This window comes from Eionea flava, assembly GCF_055393785.1.
Window position 1 is genome coordinate 356,638 of record NZ_AP036018.1, and the last position, 17,379, is coordinate 374,016.

19 protein-coding genes are annotated in these 17,379 nt (G+C 39.6%); 8 read left to right on the plus strand and 11 right to left on the minus strand.

Going from position 1 to position 17,379, the window contains the following annotated elements; genetic code table 11:
• Nucleotides 1-228: 228 nt before the first annotated feature.
• Entirely contained in the window at nt 229-1,593 is a 1,365-nt protein-coding gene (locus tag ACZ5O6_RS01600) for an AMP-binding protein (RefSeq protein ID WP_447092190.1), read from the minus strand.
• 17 nt (nt 1,594-1,610) lie between these two features.
• The gene (locus tag ACZ5O6_RS01605; RefSeq protein ID WP_447092191.1) at nt 1,611-1,874 is read right to left on the minus strand and encodes a phosphopantetheine-binding protein; all 264 of its coding nucleotides are present in this window, start codon (nt 1,872-1,874) and stop codon (nt 1,611-1,613) included.
• A 193-nt stretch (nt 1,875-2,067) separates the two neighbouring features.
• On the opposite strand from ACZ5O6_RS01605, the gene ACZ5O6_RS01610 reads away from it, so the two are divergent.
• From ACZ5O6_RS01610 to ACZ5O6_RS01645, 8 genes are all read left to right on the plus strand, one after another.
• Nucleotides 2,068-3,018, plus strand: a complete 951-nt coding sequence (locus ACZ5O6_RS01610) for a chorismate transformation FkbO/Hyg5 family protein (RefSeq protein ID WP_447092192.1) — start codon at nt 2,068-2,070, stop codon at nt 3,016-3,018.
• Between the two features lie 280 nt (nt 3,019-3,298).
• Nucleotides 3,299-3,859, plus strand: coding sequence for a lysophospholipid acyltransferase family protein (locus tag ACZ5O6_RS01615; RefSeq protein ID WP_447092193.1), 561 nt, complete (start codon nt 3,299-3,301; stop codon nt 3,857-3,859).
• 28 nt (nt 3,860-3,887) lie between these two features.
• Entirely contained in the window at nt 3,888-4,139 is a 252-nt protein-coding gene (locus tag ACZ5O6_RS01620) for an acyl carrier protein (RefSeq protein WP_447092194.1), read from the plus strand.
• Between the two features lie 50 nt (nt 4,140-4,189).
• Nucleotides 4,190-4,627, plus strand: a complete 438-nt coding sequence (locus tag ACZ5O6_RS01625; RefSeq protein WP_447092195.1) for an acyl-CoA thioesterase — start codon at nt 4,190-4,192, stop codon at nt 4,625-4,627.
• Entirely contained in the window at nt 4,581-5,348 is a 768-nt protein-coding gene (locus ACZ5O6_RS01630) for a LolA family protein (RefSeq protein WP_464283528.1), read from the plus strand. The genes ACZ5O6_RS01625 and ACZ5O6_RS01630 overlap by 47 nt, the downstream gene beginning before the upstream one ends.
• Complete coding sequence (locus ACZ5O6_RS01635) at nt 5,348-7,702, plus strand: MMPL family transporter (protein WP_447092197.1); 2,355 nt, start codon at nt 5,348-5,350, stop codon at nt 7,700-7,702. The genes ACZ5O6_RS01630 and ACZ5O6_RS01635 overlap by 1 nt, the downstream gene beginning before the upstream one ends.
• Nucleotides 7,695-8,426: a 3-oxoacyl-ACP reductase FabG gene (gene fabG / locus ACZ5O6_RS01640; RefSeq protein WP_447092198.1), complete on the plus strand. Its 732-nt coding sequence runs from the start codon at nt 7,695-7,697 to the stop codon at nt 8,424-8,426. Before ACZ5O6_RS01635 ends, fabG begins: the two co-directional genes overlap by 8 nt.
• Before the next feature lie 18 nt (nt 8,427-8,444).
• Complete coding sequence (locus tag ACZ5O6_RS01645; protein ID WP_447092199.1) at nt 8,445-9,293, plus strand: hypothetical protein; 849 nt, start codon at nt 8,445-8,447, stop codon at nt 9,291-9,293.
• Nucleotides 9,294-9,349: 56 nt separating this feature from the next.
• On the opposite strand, the gene ACZ5O6_RS01650 is transcribed toward ACZ5O6_RS01645, so the two are convergent.
• From ACZ5O6_RS01650 to ACZ5O6_RS01690, 9 genes are read right to left on the minus strand one after another with little or no spacing between them, the layout of a single operon-like run.
• Complete coding sequence (locus ACZ5O6_RS01650; protein WP_447092200.1) at nt 9,350-10,585, minus strand: beta-ketoacyl-ACP synthase; 1,236 nt, start codon at nt 10,583-10,585, stop codon at nt 9,350-9,352.
• Nucleotides 10,585-11,052: a hotdog family protein gene (locus ACZ5O6_RS01655; RefSeq protein ID WP_447092201.1), complete on the minus strand. Its 468-nt coding sequence runs from the start codon at nt 11,050-11,052 to the stop codon at nt 10,585-10,587. The genes ACZ5O6_RS01650 and ACZ5O6_RS01655 overlap by 1 nt, the downstream gene beginning before the upstream one ends.
• Before the next feature lie 13 nt (nt 11,053-11,065).
• Nucleotides 11,066-12,040: an LpxL/LpxP family acyltransferase gene (locus ACZ5O6_RS01660; RefSeq protein WP_447092202.1), complete on the minus strand. Its 975-nt coding sequence runs from the start codon at nt 12,038-12,040 to the stop codon at nt 11,066-11,068.
• Nucleotides 12,041-12,056: 16 nt separating this feature from the next.
• On the minus strand, nt 12,057-12,803 hold the full coding sequence (locus ACZ5O6_RS01665; RefSeq protein WP_447092203.1) for a glycosyltransferase family 2 protein: 747 nt from the start codon (nt 12,801-12,803) through the stop codon (nt 12,057-12,059).
• Complete coding sequence (locus ACZ5O6_RS01670; protein ID WP_447092204.1) at nt 12,800-13,189, minus strand: ApeI family dehydratase; 390 nt, start codon at nt 13,187-13,189, stop codon at nt 12,800-12,802. Before ACZ5O6_RS01670 ends, ACZ5O6_RS01665 begins: the two co-directional genes overlap by 4 nt.
• On the minus strand, nt 13,182-13,772 hold the full coding sequence (locus tag ACZ5O6_RS01675; RefSeq protein WP_447092205.1) for a COG4648 family protein: 591 nt from the start codon (nt 13,770-13,772) through the stop codon (nt 13,182-13,184). Before ACZ5O6_RS01675 ends, ACZ5O6_RS01670 begins: the two co-directional genes overlap by 8 nt.
• Nucleotides 13,772-15,343: an NAD(P)/FAD-dependent oxidoreductase gene (locus tag ACZ5O6_RS01680; protein WP_447092206.1), complete on the minus strand. Its 1,572-nt coding sequence runs from the start codon at nt 15,341-15,343 to the stop codon at nt 13,772-13,774. The genes ACZ5O6_RS01675 and ACZ5O6_RS01680 overlap by 1 nt, the downstream gene beginning before the upstream one ends.
• A gap of 8 nt (nt 15,344-15,351) precedes the next feature.
• Nucleotides 15,352-16,164 (minus strand): beta-ketoacyl synthase chain length factor, encoded by an 813-nt coding sequence (locus ACZ5O6_RS01685; RefSeq protein WP_447092207.1) that lies wholly within the window; start codon nt 16,162-16,164, stop codon nt 15,352-15,354.
• 1 nt (nt 16,165) lies between these two features.
• Entirely contained in the window at nt 16,166-17,344 is a 1,179-nt protein-coding gene (locus ACZ5O6_RS01690; protein WP_447092208.1) for a beta-ketoacyl-ACP synthase, read from the minus strand.
• Nucleotides 17,345-17,379 lie beyond the last annotated feature (35 nt).

Sequence of the window (17,379 nt, forward strand, 5' to 3'; positions counted from 1 at the left end):
TTCGTTGTCAGGAGTGATGAATTATTGTCGGCGATGAATCAAGCATAGCTAATCTTTAGTGATTTTGCCTTGCTTATAAGCAATAAAAGCGACTATTTAGTAATTAATTGCTTTCGGAGAAAGGAGCTTTGATTGCTGTAGCTGTTTGCGCCATAATTTTGCCTAACGTCATGGTGTTGGGTAGAGTGAAATCTTATGCTTATCATGCAGATAGAGTCTATGAAACAATTAGCCCTTTAACGACCTAAGAAGCGCGTTCACTTTACTTTTTAATAGTTTTCCATTGAGCTCTCTGGGGAGTGAGTCAACGACATGAATCGGCCTTGGTATGAATGCGCTATCTAAGTGCTTTCGTAGAAAGATATTTAATGCGTGTTTATCAAAACCGTTATGTAAGCTAACAATGGCGCATAATCGATTCACATCTACAGAACCCTCTGAATCCGATTGAAATATAGTGCCATCTTGCAGGCCTTCGAAACGCATAAGTGTATTATTGATTTCAAGCAGTGAGCCGCGTTTACCAGCAACTTTAACGAGATCTGAGCTTCTTCCTGAAAGGCTAAAGTGCCTCCCGTTAATGGATTCAATTTGATCTTCAAGTACTGTTGGTTTTGGTAAGTGATCGGCGCTAGCGATAATGTTAATGCCGTCGCTCTCAAAGAAAATACCTTTAAAGCGCAGCCACTTTTTTTCTTTCGCTGTTCGCCTTCCAGCCATAGAGCCTACTTCACTACACCCATAGATTTCTGTAAGTTGGCAGGAAAACTGTGATTCAGACTTTGCAGCTAACTCTTTTGTTAGTGGTGAGGTGGCGCAAAGAATGCCATAAAGGTGCAGTTTTTCGATGTTATTTGTTGTTATGGCTCTTAGATGAATCGGCGTGGAAACGAGTAGTGTTGGTGTAGGTAGCTTTTTAAGTGTATCTAAAATATCCTGTGGAAATAAGGGTTGTGCGTCACTCATACATATGCCATGAAACAACGGTAGCAATATGGATGTTTCTAGTCCCCACATGTGCTGAGCTGGCATAGTTGCTAACTGAAATAGGGTTTCATTCGTTTTGGTGATCATGTGGTGATAATTGATTGCACTACTTTCATGTAATGTTCGCCAGTATTTGAAGTTGGGCTTAGAGTTTCCGGTTGAACCGGAGGTAAAGCTGATGCAGGCGAGATGTTCATTGGCGATATGTGGTATGTCAATATCTGTCGTGAGATCGTTTTCTAACTCAAGAGTTGAGAGGTTTATATCATTAATCGAGTGATCGTCCTCCACTCCATCATGGATAATATAGCTATTCGGATAGGTTGTTTTTAGCTGTTTTTGAGCGCTTTTGTTAGGGGGGAGTAGGTTGGTGTGCCCGCAGGCAATAGCTGCACAAAAGCCCACCAAAAACAAATAGCGGTTGTTGCATAGGTTAATTACATGCTGTTCAGATTGTTGTAGTAATGTGCTAACAGCGTTTACATGCGATAAAAAAGTACGAGTAGTAACGGGCCCCTTGGTCAGGCTAAGGTTTGTAATGGGCTGAGTAAGGAAGGCAATAGGGTCGCTTAGATCTCGCGTAACCAAGGGATATGTATTTGGCATCAGGTGATAGTAATATATTATCGGTTAGCTTCTACAAATGCGGTTAGCGTCTTTAATGTAGAAAATGCTTCGCGAGTTGAATCGTTTTCTGCTTTTAATTTAACGCCATACTCTTGTGAAATCGCCACTGCTATTTCTAAGGCGTCTATGGAATCCAACCCTAACCCATCACCAAATAATGGCTCGTTAGGGGAAATCTCACTGGCCTCTGTATCTTCAAGGTTTAGTGCTTCGACGAGGAGGTTTGCCATCTTCTGTTCTGATTCAGTTTGTTGTGTCATTGTTCATACTAGCCTTAAAGTGTGTCTGCTTTGTTTTTTTCGGGCGCTAGTATAGTATAATGAAGAGCTAAATCTCAATTTTTGTATTCAGTAAAGATTAAATGCTATTGAGAGAGTGGACCCTGTTTGATAAGTGTTATTAGCCTCCTCGGTTTTTGCACTTAATTTTTTAGCTCTATAAAGCAAGTATGGAATGTTAATTCAAAATTTTTGTAGTTCACCACCCGCCCAATTATTGTCCTCTAAAGGTGTTCTTGCTGTCATGCCATTGACCAAGCACTGTGAGCCTTCTACAGTTGGGCTTATAGAGTCCGGTGTGTGTAGTGTAGGCTCTCAGCAGCAGAGTGAAGTATGGCTTGTTGAGGGAGAGGTAACACGAGGAGTGGTAAGTGGTGAGCTGGGAGTTAATCATTGGTCGAAAGCGGAGGGCGTTATTTGTGTTGCCCACTGGTTGAGTGAGGCTCAGTGCTCAGATCTAGAAGTGTCGGTGTGTAATGCCTATCTTTCCATTTTTTCTGTCCTAGAGGAGCATCAACTTTGTCATCCGTTTCGTTTCTGGAATTACTTGCCTAATATTAATGCTGGTGTAGGGGATGAGGAAACGTATAAGCGCTTTTGCACTGGACGATTGCGTGCTTTTAACGCATTAGGTATTAAGTCTGAGGGCTTCCCATCTGCTTCAGCGCTGGGGCATCATAGCCAAGGCGCTGTAATTTATGCGTTTGCGAGTGCAGCGAAGCCTGTGAACTTGAATAATAATAAACAGGTTGATGCTTATAATTATCCTCGCCAATACGGTATTACTAGTCCCTCTTTTACTCGAGCGACATCTCTTGAATTATTCGGTGAGTCTTATCTTTTTATATCAGGCACAGCCAGTATTGTTGGTCATGAAACCGTTGAAGTTGGTAGTTTAGAGCGTCAATTGGAAGTAACGTTAAGCAATATTAAGCACATACTAGAAACGGCTAATCCTAAAAAGAAAAAGCTGTCTACTTTCAAGGTTTATTTGCGGCACGCTGAGGATCTGCTTCAAACCTCTGCTTGGTTGACATTGCATTATCCGTATGTAGATACGATTATTACTCTCGCTGATATTTGTAGAAGTGACTTATTGGTAGAAATAGAGTGTTTTTGCAAGTAAAAGCTAACTTTCAGTTATGTTTTTTCATAGGTAGGCCTGTGTGATTAGTCGCTTTTTTCGTAAAATGTGGCCAATTTTTGGTGCGGCGACAAGCTATACCCTCTTCGGTCTAGGAGCCATTATCTTAGGGTTAGTTTTTCGGCTTATTGATTGTTTTCCTTTTATATCATCTATTACTAAACAAAATTGGATTAGGTATTGTATTCACATAGGTTGTTTGGCTTTTATCAATGTGATGCGGCTGTTTGGTTTGATCAGATATACTTTTAGTCTAGAGAGTATGAAGCAAATTAAAGGGCGGTGTCTTATTATCGCTAATCACCCCTCTCTTATTGATGTGGTTTTGCTTTTTGCAGTGCATAAAAACCTTAACTGTATTGTGAAAGGAGCTTTATGGGATAATTTTTTCACTGGCAGTGTTGTGCGTTTGGCTGGCTTTATTCCGAATAATTCTGCAGGTGTGGTTTCTATAGCCGTTGAAAAGTTACATGCGGGAGAAAATTTATTGATTTTTCCTGAGGGTTCTCGAAGTGAGGATGATTGTAAGTTTCGGTTTAAGCGCGGTGCCTCTAATGTTGTTGTCGCGGCCGACGTCGCCATCATGCCCGTTTTAATAAAATGTTATCCTAGTGCCTTAAAGAAAGGGCAAAAGTGGTATATCATTCCCGATGGCGGTGCTGGGTTTTCCTTAGATTCGGGTCACCTGCTTAGCTTGAGAGAGTGCATTGATACTACCAAGCCAAAGACTTTGCAATATAGGGATCTGACACAGTTTTTAGAAGATTATTATGAAGATTGGTTTGTTGCTGGTTCGCCGCCAGTGCCCAATAAAAACTTATAGCTAATTAACAACTCCTTGAAGAAATACTATGAATGAAAAAGAAGAAGAAATACTAGCGAAAATCAAAGAGATTTTGGTAGATCTTTTTGAAATGGATGAGGCGATTATTGTCCCCGAAGCTAGGCTACATGAAGATTTGGATATTGATAGTATTGATGCCGTTGATTTGCTAATTGATCTAAAAAAGACGATTGATATGGATATTTCATCAGAAAAACTTAATGAAGTGAGAACTATAGATGACGTCATTAAGGTTTGTGTTGAATTATCTAATGGGTAAGTAAAAACTGCAGTTGATATACTCTTAATAATCAATAAAGTGTGGTTTTTATGAAACGCGTCGCAACGCTGTACGAAGTTCCTTTTTTTGATGTTGATGCATATCGGGTTGTCTGGCATGGAAATTATCCCAAATATTTCGAAATTGCCCGCTGTGCTCTGCTTGAAAGAGTCGGCTGTTCTTACCTCAAAATGGAAAACGAAGGTTTCTTTTTCCCTATCGTAGATATGCAAATAAAATATATTAAGCCATTAGTTTTCCAACAAAAATTGATTTTTGAAGCTTGGTTTGTCGAATGGGATAACCGACTTAAAATAAATTATGAAATCAGAGACTCGGAAACTGATGAAGTATATACCAAAGCTAAAACGTGCCAGTTTGCTATTGCAATGCCCAATCATATAACTCAATTTGTTTCTCCTCCATTTTTAGTTGAAAGTATTGATTACTGGATGGATAAAAATGAATCTGGTGATGATAATCAATAATCGAAAATATTTTTTTTTAAGCATTACAGTATTGCTATTGTTTGTTGGTTATGAGGTGACTGCTAATGATTTGTACGCATCTGCTGCACCGGATGAAGTGACTTCGGAGCGGCAATTATTAGCTAGTATTTCTCCTGCCGCATGCCATTTTTCAGGGAAGTTCTCCCAGCAAAAAAATACACAGGGTCTTGGTTTTCCTCTGCGATCTCATGGCGATTTCTTTTTTTCGTGTGACCTTGGTTTGGTTTGGAATACAATTGCTCCTTTTGAAGAAGTAATGCTCTATATTAATTCGACAACAAGTTATAGAGCCAGTAAAGATGGCGGTGTTGAACGTATGTCTGGGATGATTCGATATGCCATCGCAAAGATTTTTTTAAAAATTTTAAGTGGTGATACTAAATATTTTTCAAATGAATTTTCGGTAATATTGGTGGGAGATGGTGTTGAGTTAAAGCCTGAAAATGATTTTTTAAAAAAAGGTATTAAGCAAGTTTTTATTACAAAAGGTAGCAATGTAGAAACGGGTACATCTCTACGTATTGATATTGAAGATGCAGTTGGCCAGCACTCACAAATTAACATTGTTGATATCATCGAGTATTCCATAGAAGGAAGGCAGGAGGCTTATCAACAGTGCCAGCGTTTGTATTTGACTCTCTTCGAGTGGTGTTCTGTTTTACGTTATCCAGATCATTACACACATGATAGCCGTTCGTGATGAATCTCTCTCCGCTATATTATTTGTTATTTATTAGAGTTGTTTTTACCTTTTTTGCATTTGGTACCGCCATTTTCTTCTTTTTCGGTTCAAGCTACATTCGAGTTGATACTGATTTGCAAGATCTTAACCCTAAGGCGACTATAGATGATGGCGCTAGGTTTTCTGCGGATCAGCTTATTAGGAATGTTGGTCATCGTTTTATTGTTTTGGTGAAAGGTAAAAGTCAGCAGAAAGTTGATGTGACGATAGAGCGGTTATATTTGCAATTTAATTCTATTCAGGGGTTGCAGGTTCTTGCGGATGATAAGATTCAAAAAGATTATTTGTCAGCGTTACTACCCTATCAATTTAACTTTCTTTCGATTTCACAAAGAGAAACGCTTAGGCAAAGAAATATTCAGAGCATAGCGGGTCAAGCGCAACGCAAGCTTTATCAACTGGACGGAGGTATTAGGCTTGTTCCATTTCAGCAGGATCCTTTGGGTTGGTTCTCTGATTACTTAATTAATCGCATAGATCGAATAAATAGTAAAACGGATATTTCCATGGCAGCTCCTGTTGCTGCTTCAGAGTATTTTGATTACATTGTTGTGTCTTTCACCGCTTACCCTGAAAGCATGTCAGGTCAGGAAGACTTATATAAAAAAATAGAAAATTCTATAGAGTTGATAAATGAAGAACGCCAAGTAGATATTTTTCGATCGGGAATGTTCTTTTTTGCTGCTGATTCTGCTCAATCAGCGAAAAAAGATATTCAGCTAATTGCTATAGGCTCATTAGTAGGCGTGCTGGTGTTAATGTTGTTAGTTTTTCGCTCTTTACTTCCATTATGTTTATCACTAATTTCTATTGTAATTGGAGTAAGTTTTGGTATAGCAATGAGTACTTTGGTGTTTGGTTCGATTCACATTTTTACCATTGTGTTCGGTGCTAGCCTTATTGGTATTGTTATTGATTATTCATTACATTATTTTTATCATTTTTTATCTGGAAATACTAAAAAAACGGTAGGAAATGAGGGCGGTGTGATTAGTCATTCTCTTTATCGAGCTATGAGTTTGAGCGTTATTACATCATTAATTGGCTATGGTGCTCTTGCACTGTCTGATTTAGTTTTATTAAAAAAAGTGGCCTTATTTTCTTGCTCTGGATTATTGCTTGCATGGTTGAGTGTCATGGTGTTGGGGCCATTGATAATTAGGCGGCCCATTGTTGCACGCCAAGGGTTGTTGAGCTGGGTGGTTCGTTTTATTCAGCGATTATTTTTTGGGCAATCGCTAAGGTTAGCTAGCATAGGCCTATTTTTGGCTCTGTCAGGAGGGGTTTATCTTATTTTCACCTCAGTTAACGTTAATGACGACCCGCGGCGATTTTTTCATATTTCTTCAGAATTACTCAAGCAAGAACATGAAGTGGCTCAGCTGACTAAGGTATACGAACCGGGCCGCTATTTTATTATAAAGGGGAAAACTAATGCACAGATTTATCAGTCATTAGATGAGTTTTATGAGGTGTTAGGCGATAAAAAAAATCAAGTGAGCAGTGTCACTGATTGGCTGCCTTCTTTTGAAGATCAGCAAGAGAACTATGATTTACAGAAGCTTTTGTATATGGATGGTGGTGTGCTTGATGTATTTTATAAAGAATTGGGAGTGAATTATTCGCAATCAAAAGCTATGAAAGCCGCTTATATTGATGCTAAAGACAATTACTTGGATTTTAATGATTTAACCGCGAGAGTGAAGTATATACCTCCCCTCTGGATTGAATATGAAGAAAATATTTATAGTATTGTTTTGATTAAAAAAGATAGTCATTTTAAACACTTGATAGAAGCTAGCCAGCGTGTGCCAGGTATTTATTATGTAAACACCTTGAAGGATGCTGTTAGTGCACTTAAAGATCAGCGAATCATGGGGGCTAAATTGTTGTTGTTAGCCTATATGTTGATAGCATTAATGTTGGTTTTATATTATCGGAAATGGTCCGCTGCCCTATTGTTGCTTATCCCTATGGCTGCTAGTGTGATTGCCCTATCACTCATCGTTTTGGTAAATCAGCCTATTACAGTATTTCATATTATGGCTCTTTTTTTGGTGTTAGGTTTAGGCATGGATTATGTGATTTTTGCTAAAGAAATGTCAGGCACGCAAGCGGTCACCCATCAAGCCATTCTGCTATCTGCAGCGACAAGTTTGCTATCATTTGGCTTGCTTGCTTTTAGTTCTATGCCTATCGTGCAAGCTTTCGGTAGCATTATATTAATTGGAAATACGATTAACTTTATTGCGGCAATAGGGCTGTTTAGTCAGTCGCAAAATAATAATTACAGGAAAAGTCCTAATGTCTGATAATAAACGAGTATTGGTTACAGGCGCCAGTGGTGGCATTGGTAAAGCTATAGCTATAAAATTAGCAGAACAAGGCTTCGCAATTGCAGTGCATTATCGTGGTGGTGAAGTGTCTGCTAAAGAAACAGTTGAAACTATTATTGCAGCAGGAGGTAGCGCTCATACGATACAGTTTGATGTTGCCGATCGTGAGTCGGCTAAAATTGCATTAGAAAGTGATATAGAAAAATTTGGCGCGTATTACGGTGCAGTATGTAATGCGGGGATTGCTAAAGATAATGCCTTTCCTGCAATGTCAGGAGAAGATTGGGAAAGTGTCGTTCATACTAACCTTGATGGCTTTTATAATGTATTGCACCCTCTTGTAATGCCTATGATACGCCTACGTGAAGGGGGGAGAATTGTTACCTTGTCGTCGGTGTCTGGTTTAGTGGGAAATCGTGGGCAGACAAACTATAGTGCTTCTAAAGCTGGAATTATTGGTGCTACTAAAGCACTGGCCATTGAATTGGGAAAACGAAAAATAACAGTAAATTGTGTTGCGCCAGGTGTAATACAGACCGGAATGATAGACGGTGTGTTTGCAGAAGAAGCAAAAAAAATTATCCCGTTAGGTAAGTTTGGTCATGTAAATGATGTGGCTAATACAGTTGCTTTTTTAATGTCTGACGGTGCCGGATATATTACTCGACAAGTTATTAGTGTTAATGGCGGTATGTGTTAGAGCGTTATATGGAAAGTTTTGAAAGGTTATATTGATTTTAAAATGAGGTTATTAATGAAGGTTATTTGTTCGATTTTTTTTGGATTACTAATGTCTTTTCATGTGCAGGCAGAACTCAGCCCTGTAGAGCAACGAATAGCCGATAGACTTTTGTCTGGAGAAATTCAGCACCTTAAAAGTGCTGCTAAAAATTCGTTTGATAAAAACATATCTAATATAGAACTAATGGATATTTTTTCAGAAATCTTATTAACAAAATACTCTACAGCATACCCTTCAGAAATGGATAGTTTGGCGTGGGTGGCTCGTGCTATCGGCGCTTCTAAAAATGATCGTTATCATACAGTATTGTCTGAGGTCGCAAATTCTTCAAATAATAAAAAATTGATCAAGCACGCAAGTAAAGCTTTAGGTAGTTTAGGTGAAGCTCAAAGTGAGCAATATGTAGCAGGTATGTATTCGTTACCCAAAGGTATATATGCTAAAGAGACCCCTGCGGCTCGCGATGAGCGAATTGTTGCCTTGATCACTGCTGGCGACTTAACAAGTTTAAAGCAGGGCGCTAAAGCAATTATTGATACTAATGCTCAAAATGTAAGAGTGACAGATATTATTGCAGAAATTCTTATCAGCTATCACGGCAGCGCATCTAGGGGGCAAGTGCAGACTTTTTCTTGGTTGGCAAAAGCTCTAGGACAGTCAACTTCTGGGCGATACGCTGATATATTAAAACAAGTGCATGAAAGTGGCTCTCATCGAAAATTGCAAAAACATGCTAAGCGCGCTTTGCGCTATCATGGTGAAGCGAAAGGCGAACAATATAAGAAAGGTATGTTAGGGCAAAAAATTGCTAGTTACGATTTTTAAGTCGTAGAGCGATACTTTAGCGGAAAGGCTTTACTTCCTGTCCGCTTTTATAAAGGTTAATATTTCTTAAATAATAACGAGGTGTTTACGCCACCAAATGCTAGATTATTACTCATAAAAATATCTGTTTCAATATTTCGGCTCTCATTCATTATATAGTCTAATGGCGCACACTTGGCATCAACGTTATTGAGGTTGAGTGTGGGTGCAAACCAATTTTCATTCATCATCTTAATGCCTACCCAAGCCTCAAATGAGCCGCAAGCACCTAGTGTATGCCCGGTATAACTCTTGATTGAGCTAATAGGTTTCTTTCCCATCACTTCATATGTTGCTTGGCTTTCTGCAATATCACCATGTGAGGTTGCAGTGCCGTGTGCAGATATATATCCGACGTCGTTTGTACTTACCCCGGCATCCTTGAGGGCGGCGCTCATAACGCGTTTAACGGTATCTAAGTTGGGCTTTACTAAATGCGCGCCGTCTGTATTCGTAGCATAGCCAATGATTTCAGCGATAATGTTTGCCCCGCGGGCTTTAGCGTGTTCATAAGACTCCAATATCAGTGTGCAAGCACCTTCACCTAAAACCAAGCCGTCTCTATTTTCGTCAAAAGGTCGAGGTGTGAGTTCGGGTGTGCTATTTTTTCTACTAGCGGCAAATAGAGTATCAAAAACAGCAGCTTGAGATGGACACAATTCTTCTGCGCCGCCAGCAATCATGATATCTTGTTGACCCGAACGAATGGCCTCGTATGAATATCCAATTGCTTGGCTCCCGGCTGTGCACGCACTTGAAGTGGTATACATGCGACCCTGGGTGCCAAAATATACGCTTATGTTAACCGCTGCGGTGTGTGACATCATTCGCAAATATGTGCTGCTGTTAATGCGAGAGGTCGATAGATTTTCAAGCATGGGAACAAACTCTAGAGCTGCTTCGCTACTGCCTGTAGCCGATCCAAATGCAACGCCGGTAGAGCTTGATTTAATTCGAGGATCTCCATGTAAGTTTGCGTCAATAAGTGCTCGCTCTGTTGCGAGAACGCCAAATTGAGCAACGCGACCCATGCTACGCTTTTTCTTTTTTGTGTAGTGAGGAGGCAGCTCAAAATCATTGACGGGTGCTGCAAGATAGGTACCTAGGCCTTCATACTTTTGCCAGTCCTCCATAAAGCAAACACCAGACATCTTAGATTGAATGGTTGTTTTGATGTCTTCCCAATTGTTACCTAGGGAAGATACGACGCCTGCGCCCGTAATAACGACACGCTTATAATTATTCTGGTTCACTATGAATCTCCTTGGGTAATTGGACGACGGAAAACTGATAAGCTAGATGTAGCCAAGAGTTTTTCGCTATCAGTCTCTGCATCATAATTTGCAATTTCACAGTCAAATTTAGTAAATCCCTCTGCAACAATGGTGCCCTCTATGCAGCTTACTTTTAATGTTGTTCCTGGTTTGAAATAGCTAACCTCTGCGTTGTAGGATCGGGTGCCAATTAAAAAACCTAGATGTGGCTCGATGAGCTTTTTCATTAAACGATGCCCTGCGATAAGCGCTGCTGTTTGCCCCATATATTCAATGCCTACCCAGGCGGGTACGCCTTTACCTTTTTCAAAAAATGGCGTTTCTGGGTCGACAAGAACTAATGATGATGAACAATTAATATCTACATTTAAAATACGATTAATAAGTAGCATTGGTGGTCGATGTGGGATTAAATCGAATATTCTGGAGTCGAAGCGATTATTCATGATTGTGCTGTTTTCAAGGTTGTTGAGAGATTGATTTAGAGGTGCTTTTTTCCGGATTCCAAAAATCATAGAAATTAAACCACTGATAAGGCGCCTGTATGCTATGTTCTGTTAGTTTGTCGGCGAATAGCTGGGCGTAATGTTTAATATCTTCCATTCTATTTTTTCTTGAAATGGTTAGTTTTTCGCATACAGGGGTGACATCGAAGACCACCTTATTGTTTTTTGATTTCATGCGATAGGCGAACATAAACGTTACGGGGCAATTCATTGCTTTTGCCAGCATGTAGGGCCCTACAGGAAATGGTGCCGGTTCGCCTAAAAAGTTAGCGTATACAGAACGTTCTAATCCAGTAAGGGGAATGCGGTCACCTGCAATAAAAACCCATTCGCCAGAATCAATTTTTTCTTTTAATGTCATTATGGTTGTGACGTCAAATTCATCTACCTGAAATATTTGTAGTCGAGAGTCAGGGTTCTTTTTTTGCATGATTTTTACAAAATTGCCGGCATGCTTGTCGTATAATAATACATTTATAGTTTTGTCTTTATATCGTTGCATAAAGCCTCTGCAGAACTCTAAGTTGCCGAAGTGCGACCCAATGATGAGTTGCCCTCTTTTATCATTGAGCAGTTGTTCGACACATCTGGGATCGGTCAATATGAACTCGTCTTCGTTAATATCAATCAGCCACCCTAGTACCTTATCTAATATGACGTCTGAAAAACTTTTAAAGTGTAGTAGTGTATGAAAATGGTTTGGCTGAAAACGCCATTTTTTAGGGCTGTATTTGTAATGTGTGAGTAAAAAATGATGGGATGCTTTGCGTTGATCGTGACGAAAAAAAACAAAGTAGAGTGCGATAGGGTACATGGCTAATGAAAAAATATAGCGCCCAAAAATTTTGTAAAGTAAATATAAAAAACGCATTCCATTATATGTGCCGGCTTCTTTTATACTTGACCAATGCTGTGAATTATTTGCCATTATTTTTTACTATGGATTATGGTTGGCTTGATTTTTTAATTTTTCTGTATAAAAAGTAGGGTAGTCGTATAAGCATGCCGGTTATTAACCGTATGTGTAGCTTTATCATTGTGTGGTTATCTCTAATGTAGTTGAAATGCGATACTGTGTTTTTGTGATAGATCACTTTTGTTGGAAAAAATTTAACATCCACCCCTGACCATATTGACTTGACTAAAAATTCAGAATCAAAATCCATGCGTGCCCCAATAAAATGATTGTCGATCACTTTTTCAAATGCTTTGATAGGGTAAACTCTAAAGCCGCATAGGCCATCTTTGACTTTTAAAGATAGTGTTTCAATAGCATTAAAGAATACTGTTAATTTTCGACCGTATACTCTAATCTTTGGGGCGGAATCATCAAAGTAAGGTTGGCCGCATACTATCGTTTCGGTATGCTGCTCGCTGTATTCAAGCAATTTTGCTATATCATCAACGTTATGCTGGCCATCAGCATCAATTTGTAAAAAATGTGTAAATCCCATTGCGCTGGCATGGTGACATCCAGTAACTACAGCTGCGCCCTTTCCTCGATTATTTTGATGCGCTATTAAATAAAATTTTGCATGTGGTTCTAAGGACTTTCTCAGTTTTCCAAGACTTTCTTTGCCGCTGCCATCGTCGACCACAATACAGGTCTTGTTTAACGCGATTAGCTTTGGTAGGAAGTTAGAGAATAACATTTCATGTTTGTAATGGGGGATGACAATGCAGCATTTCATAATGTTAAAAACTTGATCGTTCCCATTGAAAATGATTCAGACTGACTAAAAAAGTGAAATTTAATACTCCCTTTTTTCATGTCATATGATAATTCTAATTCCATGTTAGTGTTAGGCACGACTACGCTTTTAAATTTTATATTAGATAGTTGCTTAAATTCCCCTATATCTGCAAATAAAGCTTTGGCCAGCTTTCCTGCCCAATCAACTTGCACTACACCTGGTAGTATTTTTTGTTCTGGAAAATGACCATCAAACCAAGATAAATTATTGGGTACATGTAGTCGCACAGATGCAAAAGTTGATGAAATATCTACTCGTTGAATATCGGGCCCTTCATTGTTACTAAATAAGTGGGCAATTTTTTCTTGTTTGTTATTAGTCATCAGTTATATTGCGTGTTTTTTTGTAATGTCCCCGATAAAACCACTCGCAAGTGGCAAAACAGGCTAAAAGTACATAAGATATAAAGCCATTGTAAAGCATCCAAGTGGATAAGCTGGCATACCATGCAGTGTAAGCAGATATAATTGCATTGATGCCAAGCAATATTCCCCATAGTAGTGTGAGTATTCTCAGGTAGTTGCTAGCTTTGGATGGTGGTTTTTTGCCACTAAGTCTTACTAAATTTTCGATAAGGCAGCGCTCGTCTGTTAATGAAATAATAAACATAAGACTCATTCCTAGACTCATCAGCACTGGATAAAACTTTAGAAGCTGCGCGCTTTCAAATATACTTGCAATTAAACAAAATACACCAACGGCACTATACAGTATGCGATCACTATTTTTATTCATACTGCTTAGAATAAAAAAGCGTAGTGTAAATAACGTGAATAATATACCAGCAAACCATTGAGGGTTAACACTTTCGATGTATCGATGTACTAAAAAAGGATAGGCCAGCATCAACACAATAATTAGTGATGATAACAGTGTGTTAGATAGCGTTGATATTTTACGGGTCATTATGCGAGAACATGTTCTCTGTAGCGTCCCAGTATGGCCATTTCTTCTTTACTAATGTCAATCGATGATTCATCTGCTAACATTTCTTCAAGATAGGGTGCAACTTTCTCCATAAGATCGACATTAGATTCTAGTGTATTTGCAATATTGGTCGCTTCAGTTTTGAGTACATTGTTGAGTTGTTTTAAGCAAGGCACTAAAAACTGGTCCATAAATAAACCTTTGGCGGGTAGAGTTTCACGTTTTTGCGCACGCTTATTCATCAGCGCTTGCATTTTTTTGTTTAATTTTTGTGCTTTTAAGAGCTGAGGGTTAAGTGAATGCATTAATTCAATGTCGGTTATTGAGTCATTGAAAAATAGCAGCGTTAATATGCCCCAATAGTAAGTGTAATCCCATACAAGTTTGACCGACATCATTCTTCTGTCTCCAAAGCCGCCATATTGATGCTTGTATAAAGATAGTGTGTTTTCGAAGAATGAATTATAAAATTTTTGAAAAAGTATGCTTTCTAGTTGTGTATCCCCGCCTTGCATATCTATCTCAATTAAGCGTGTAATAAAAGTATTCCCTAGCGCAATGAAATCACTACCTGGAGAATAAAAGGGATCGGCGAAGGCGCCAGCTTCTCCCGTTAATGCCCATCCATCATTGGAAAACATTTGTTTGCAGTCGTAGGAGTAATCTTGGATAACTTTAAAGTCTAGTAATTTTGCACCTTCTAACGAATCTGCACACCTAGGGTGTTTTTTGCGTAGCCATTTCATGGTGCAGTCAAATGATTGAATATTACTGTCTGTAAGTGCCTTATCATCCATAACAATACCGAAGCTGGTAGCACCAGAACCTAGCGGAATGATCCAAATCCAATATCCTGCCCCCATTAAATGGTTGGTGCTTAACCATCGTTTTCCAGGTTCACATACTCGCTGTTGCCATTCAAAGTTGTTTGACCATTCATCAATAACTATAGTTTTTTCTACCCGAAAGAAGACAGCGTTACCTTTATGACCGCTGCTTTTTTGCAAATTAAGTTTGTTTTTAAGTAAGGATTGGCGCCCCGCCGCATCTATTATCCAGCGGCTTTTATAAAGAGTTTCTTTGTTGTTTTGTTGGCATATTACTTGATGATTTTTATTGCCGATATCTATACTTTTAGGTGTGGCGCCATCTGCAAAGTGAACGCCTTTGTCAGTCAGGAGTTGGTAAAGATGGTTTTCTAAAACTCCTCGCTCTATTTGATAGGTAGGAATGCCGAAAAGCTCGCTTACCCCAAGTTCATCGTGTGCACTATAGTCACCGTTTGCATGACCGAAAAAGCACCGAAGTCCATACTTTTTTAAATGATTCTTCTGGAAATGCTCCTTGAGATCCAAAACTTCAGTAAAATAATGAGAGCCAATTTCTACTGTAGACTCCCCTACTTTTGCGGTTGTATCGGGAACTGGGAAGGTATTTTTTTCAATAATTACAATATTAAATTTTGGCAGTTTATTGTGCACCTGTAGCGCTAAACTCATACCCGCAAGGCCGCCACCAATAATAACTATATCTGTATTAATACTTTCCATATTAATGCCTATAAAAATTTAATAGATAATGATGAGCTCAAGCTTAATGGCATGTTGATGGTATTACTCGAACTGCCATTATTATCAAGATATTCGGCCAGACATAAGATTCTGGCGCTAGGGTTATCATTATAAAGGGATTGGATGTATTCGTGGTTACAGTTCAATTTTGGCCAAGCTGTAATATTGGTGTCTATTGTAGCTTCAACGGCGGTTCCATCAATATCGTGTGAGGCTGGAAATAAAATTAAAGAAAACGCAAAACTTTCCCTGTTTAACATTAGAGGCTTTAACATGGTTGATGCTGGGGAATCATAAAATGTCACGAGCATAGGTGTATTTTCTGACTCGCATTGAACCATAGCTTCAAAGATAGCTAAAGCAACAGAATGTTTATAGCCTGCTACGGAATTCGCAGCAGTCATTGTATTGGTACTGATAGTCCAGTAGCCAGCCGCCGCGTTGTGTACTGAGTTATGGAATTTGGTAGGTGATAGTTCTTTGTTGTCAGAGGCAAGGGTCTTGCACATGTAATCAGTGAGATCTGTATCACCTAAGCCGGACACAAAAACACAGGTTAGTGCCTCTGGAGAGATGTTGGCGCTTTGGGTTGCTTGCCAAGAGCTTTCCACCGCTAAGCGAACAGGTAAGGGGGCTCTGCGGCGTTCATTGCTAGGGATTATACTAGGTTTAGGCCCTTTTAACTTTTCATCGGGTAAGTTGCCACCTTGTAGTATTGCTTGTAATGCTTCCCAGCTTTCAAAATATCCTCCCCATGCTCCAATGCCTACAATTTTGCATTGTAATTTCTTTGCTTGCATTTTAGCGACTCCGACTAAAAAGAAGTGTGCAATTGTTACCGCCAAAACCAAAAGAATTTGTCATCACATGCTCGCAATGCCTAGACTGGCTACTGGCTTGAATAGAAAAGTGTAGCGCTTCATCCAAATGCTCTAGGTTTTTTGATCCAGGGATAAAGTTTGTTTGTAATGCATCGATAGCAATAATGGCTTCGGTAATGCCTGCCGCGCCTAGTGTATGTCCCATCCACGCTTTGGTTGAAGAGCATAGCGTTGTTTGTGGGAATAGGTCGGATATGAGGCTACCTTCGATTAAATCATTCGCTCGACTAGATGTTCCGTGTAGATTGATGTAATCAATATCCCTGGAGGTCAAATTTGCGCTGTGCAATGCTTGCTGTATCGATAGGCGTGCACCGAGGCCGTCAGGGTGAGGGTGAGACATATGATAGGCATCCGAACTCTCACCATACCCTGCTAGCTTGATGCCTAAGCTTTTATCACTATCACCAGACCGCTGTAAGATAGCGAAACCTGAAGCTTCGCCTAAATTAATACCATCGCGGTAATGATCGAATGGTTTACAAGGATTTGCTGACAATAATTGTAATGAATGGAACCCATGAAGAACGCTTAGGCATAAAGTGTCTACTCCTCCCACTAGTACGGCATCGACAAGACCGTATGAAAGCCACCTGGAAGCAGTCGCGAATACCTTAGCTGAAGATGAGCAAGCGGTATTAATGGTTAGTGAAGGACCTTCGATCCCAGTGTAGTATGCAGCAAATAGACTCGGTGCGTGGGGGTTGTGTACGAGTGGTTGCTGGTATTCTGGCTTGAGGCTGCCTGAGTCATTCAGATCGGTATAGGCTGTTTCGGTACGATCAATGCTTGATGTGCTAGAGCCCATTACAAGCCCAATGCGAGTGGAGCCATATCGTTTGATTAGATAAGATATGGTACCAAGTAAGCTGCCTTGTTCCAGCCCTAACGCTGCTAATGCGTTGTTGCGGCTTTGCCATTGGCCTAGGTCGTTGACATCATCAATGCCGCTGACTTTGCCTATCCAAGTGTCGAGGCTTGATCCGGGAATATTATTTTTAATTAATCCACTTTGATCTTGTTGCAGAGCTTGGCGCAATGCAGCTAAATTCACCCCTGCTGCAGAGCATGATTCATAGTCAATGATTTCTATATCCATTTAGTTCTAACTTTATGAAAAGCCCTTAAAAATAG

Bases quoted from the DNA above. Each gene is read 5' to 3' on its own strand.
- ACZ5O6_RS01600 (WP_447092190.1), bottom strand. From the start codon at position 1,593: ATGCCAAATACATATCCCTTGGTTACGCGAGATCTAAGCGACCCTATT.
- ACZ5O6_RS01605 (WP_447092191.1), bottom strand. From the start codon at position 1,874: ATGACACAACAAACTGAATCAGAACAGAAGATGGCAAACCTCCTCGTC.
- ACZ5O6_RS01610 (WP_447092192.1), top strand. From the start codon at position 2,068: ATGTTAATTCAAAATTTTTGTAGTTCACCACCCGCCCAATTATTGTCC.
- ACZ5O6_RS01615 (WP_447092193.1), top strand. From the start codon at position 3,299: ATGAAGCAAATTAAAGGGCGGTGTCTTATTATCGCTAATCACCCCTCT.
- ACZ5O6_RS01620 (WP_447092194.1), top strand. From the start codon at position 3,888: ATGAATGAAAAAGAAGAAGAAATACTAGCGAAAATCAAAGAGATTTTG.
- ACZ5O6_RS01625 (WP_447092195.1), top strand. From the start codon at position 4,190: ATGAAACGCGTCGCAACGCTGTACGAAGTTCCTTTTTTTGATGTTGAT.
- ACZ5O6_RS01635 (WP_447092197.1), top strand. From the start codon at position 5,348: ATGAATCTCTCTCCGCTATATTATTTGTTATTTATTAGAGTTGTTTTT.
- fabG (WP_447092198.1), top strand. From the start codon at position 7,695: ATGTCTGATAATAAACGAGTATTGGTTACAGGCGCCAGTGGTGGCATT.
- ACZ5O6_RS01655 (WP_447092201.1), bottom strand. From the start codon at position 11,052: ATGAATAATCGCTTCGACTCCAGAATATTCGATTTAATCCCACATCGA.
- ACZ5O6_RS01660 (WP_447092202.1), bottom strand. From the start codon at position 12,040: ATGGCAAATAATTCACAGCATTGGTCAAGTATAAAAGAAGCCGGCACA.
- ACZ5O6_RS01665 (WP_447092203.1), bottom strand. From the start codon at position 12,803: ATGAAATGCTGCATTGTCATCCCCCATTACAAACATGAAATGTTATTC.
- ACZ5O6_RS01670 (WP_447092204.1), bottom strand. From the start codon at position 13,189: ATGACTAATAACAAACAAGAAAAAATTGCCCACTTATTTAGTAACAAT.
- ACZ5O6_RS01675 (WP_447092205.1), bottom strand. From the start codon at position 13,772: ATGACCCGTAAAATATCAACGCTATCTAACACACTGTTATCATCACTA.
- ACZ5O6_RS01680 (WP_447092206.1), bottom strand. From the start codon at position 15,343: ATGGAAAGTATTAATACAGATATAGTTATTATTGGTGGCGGCCTTGCG.
- ACZ5O6_RS01685 (WP_447092207.1), bottom strand. From the start codon at position 16,164: ATGCAAGCAAAGAAATTACAATGCAAAATTGTAGGCATTGGAGCATGG.
- ACZ5O6_RS01690 (WP_447092208.1), bottom strand. From the start codon at position 17,344: ATGGATATAGAAATCATTGACTATGAATCATGCTCTGCAGCAGGGGTG.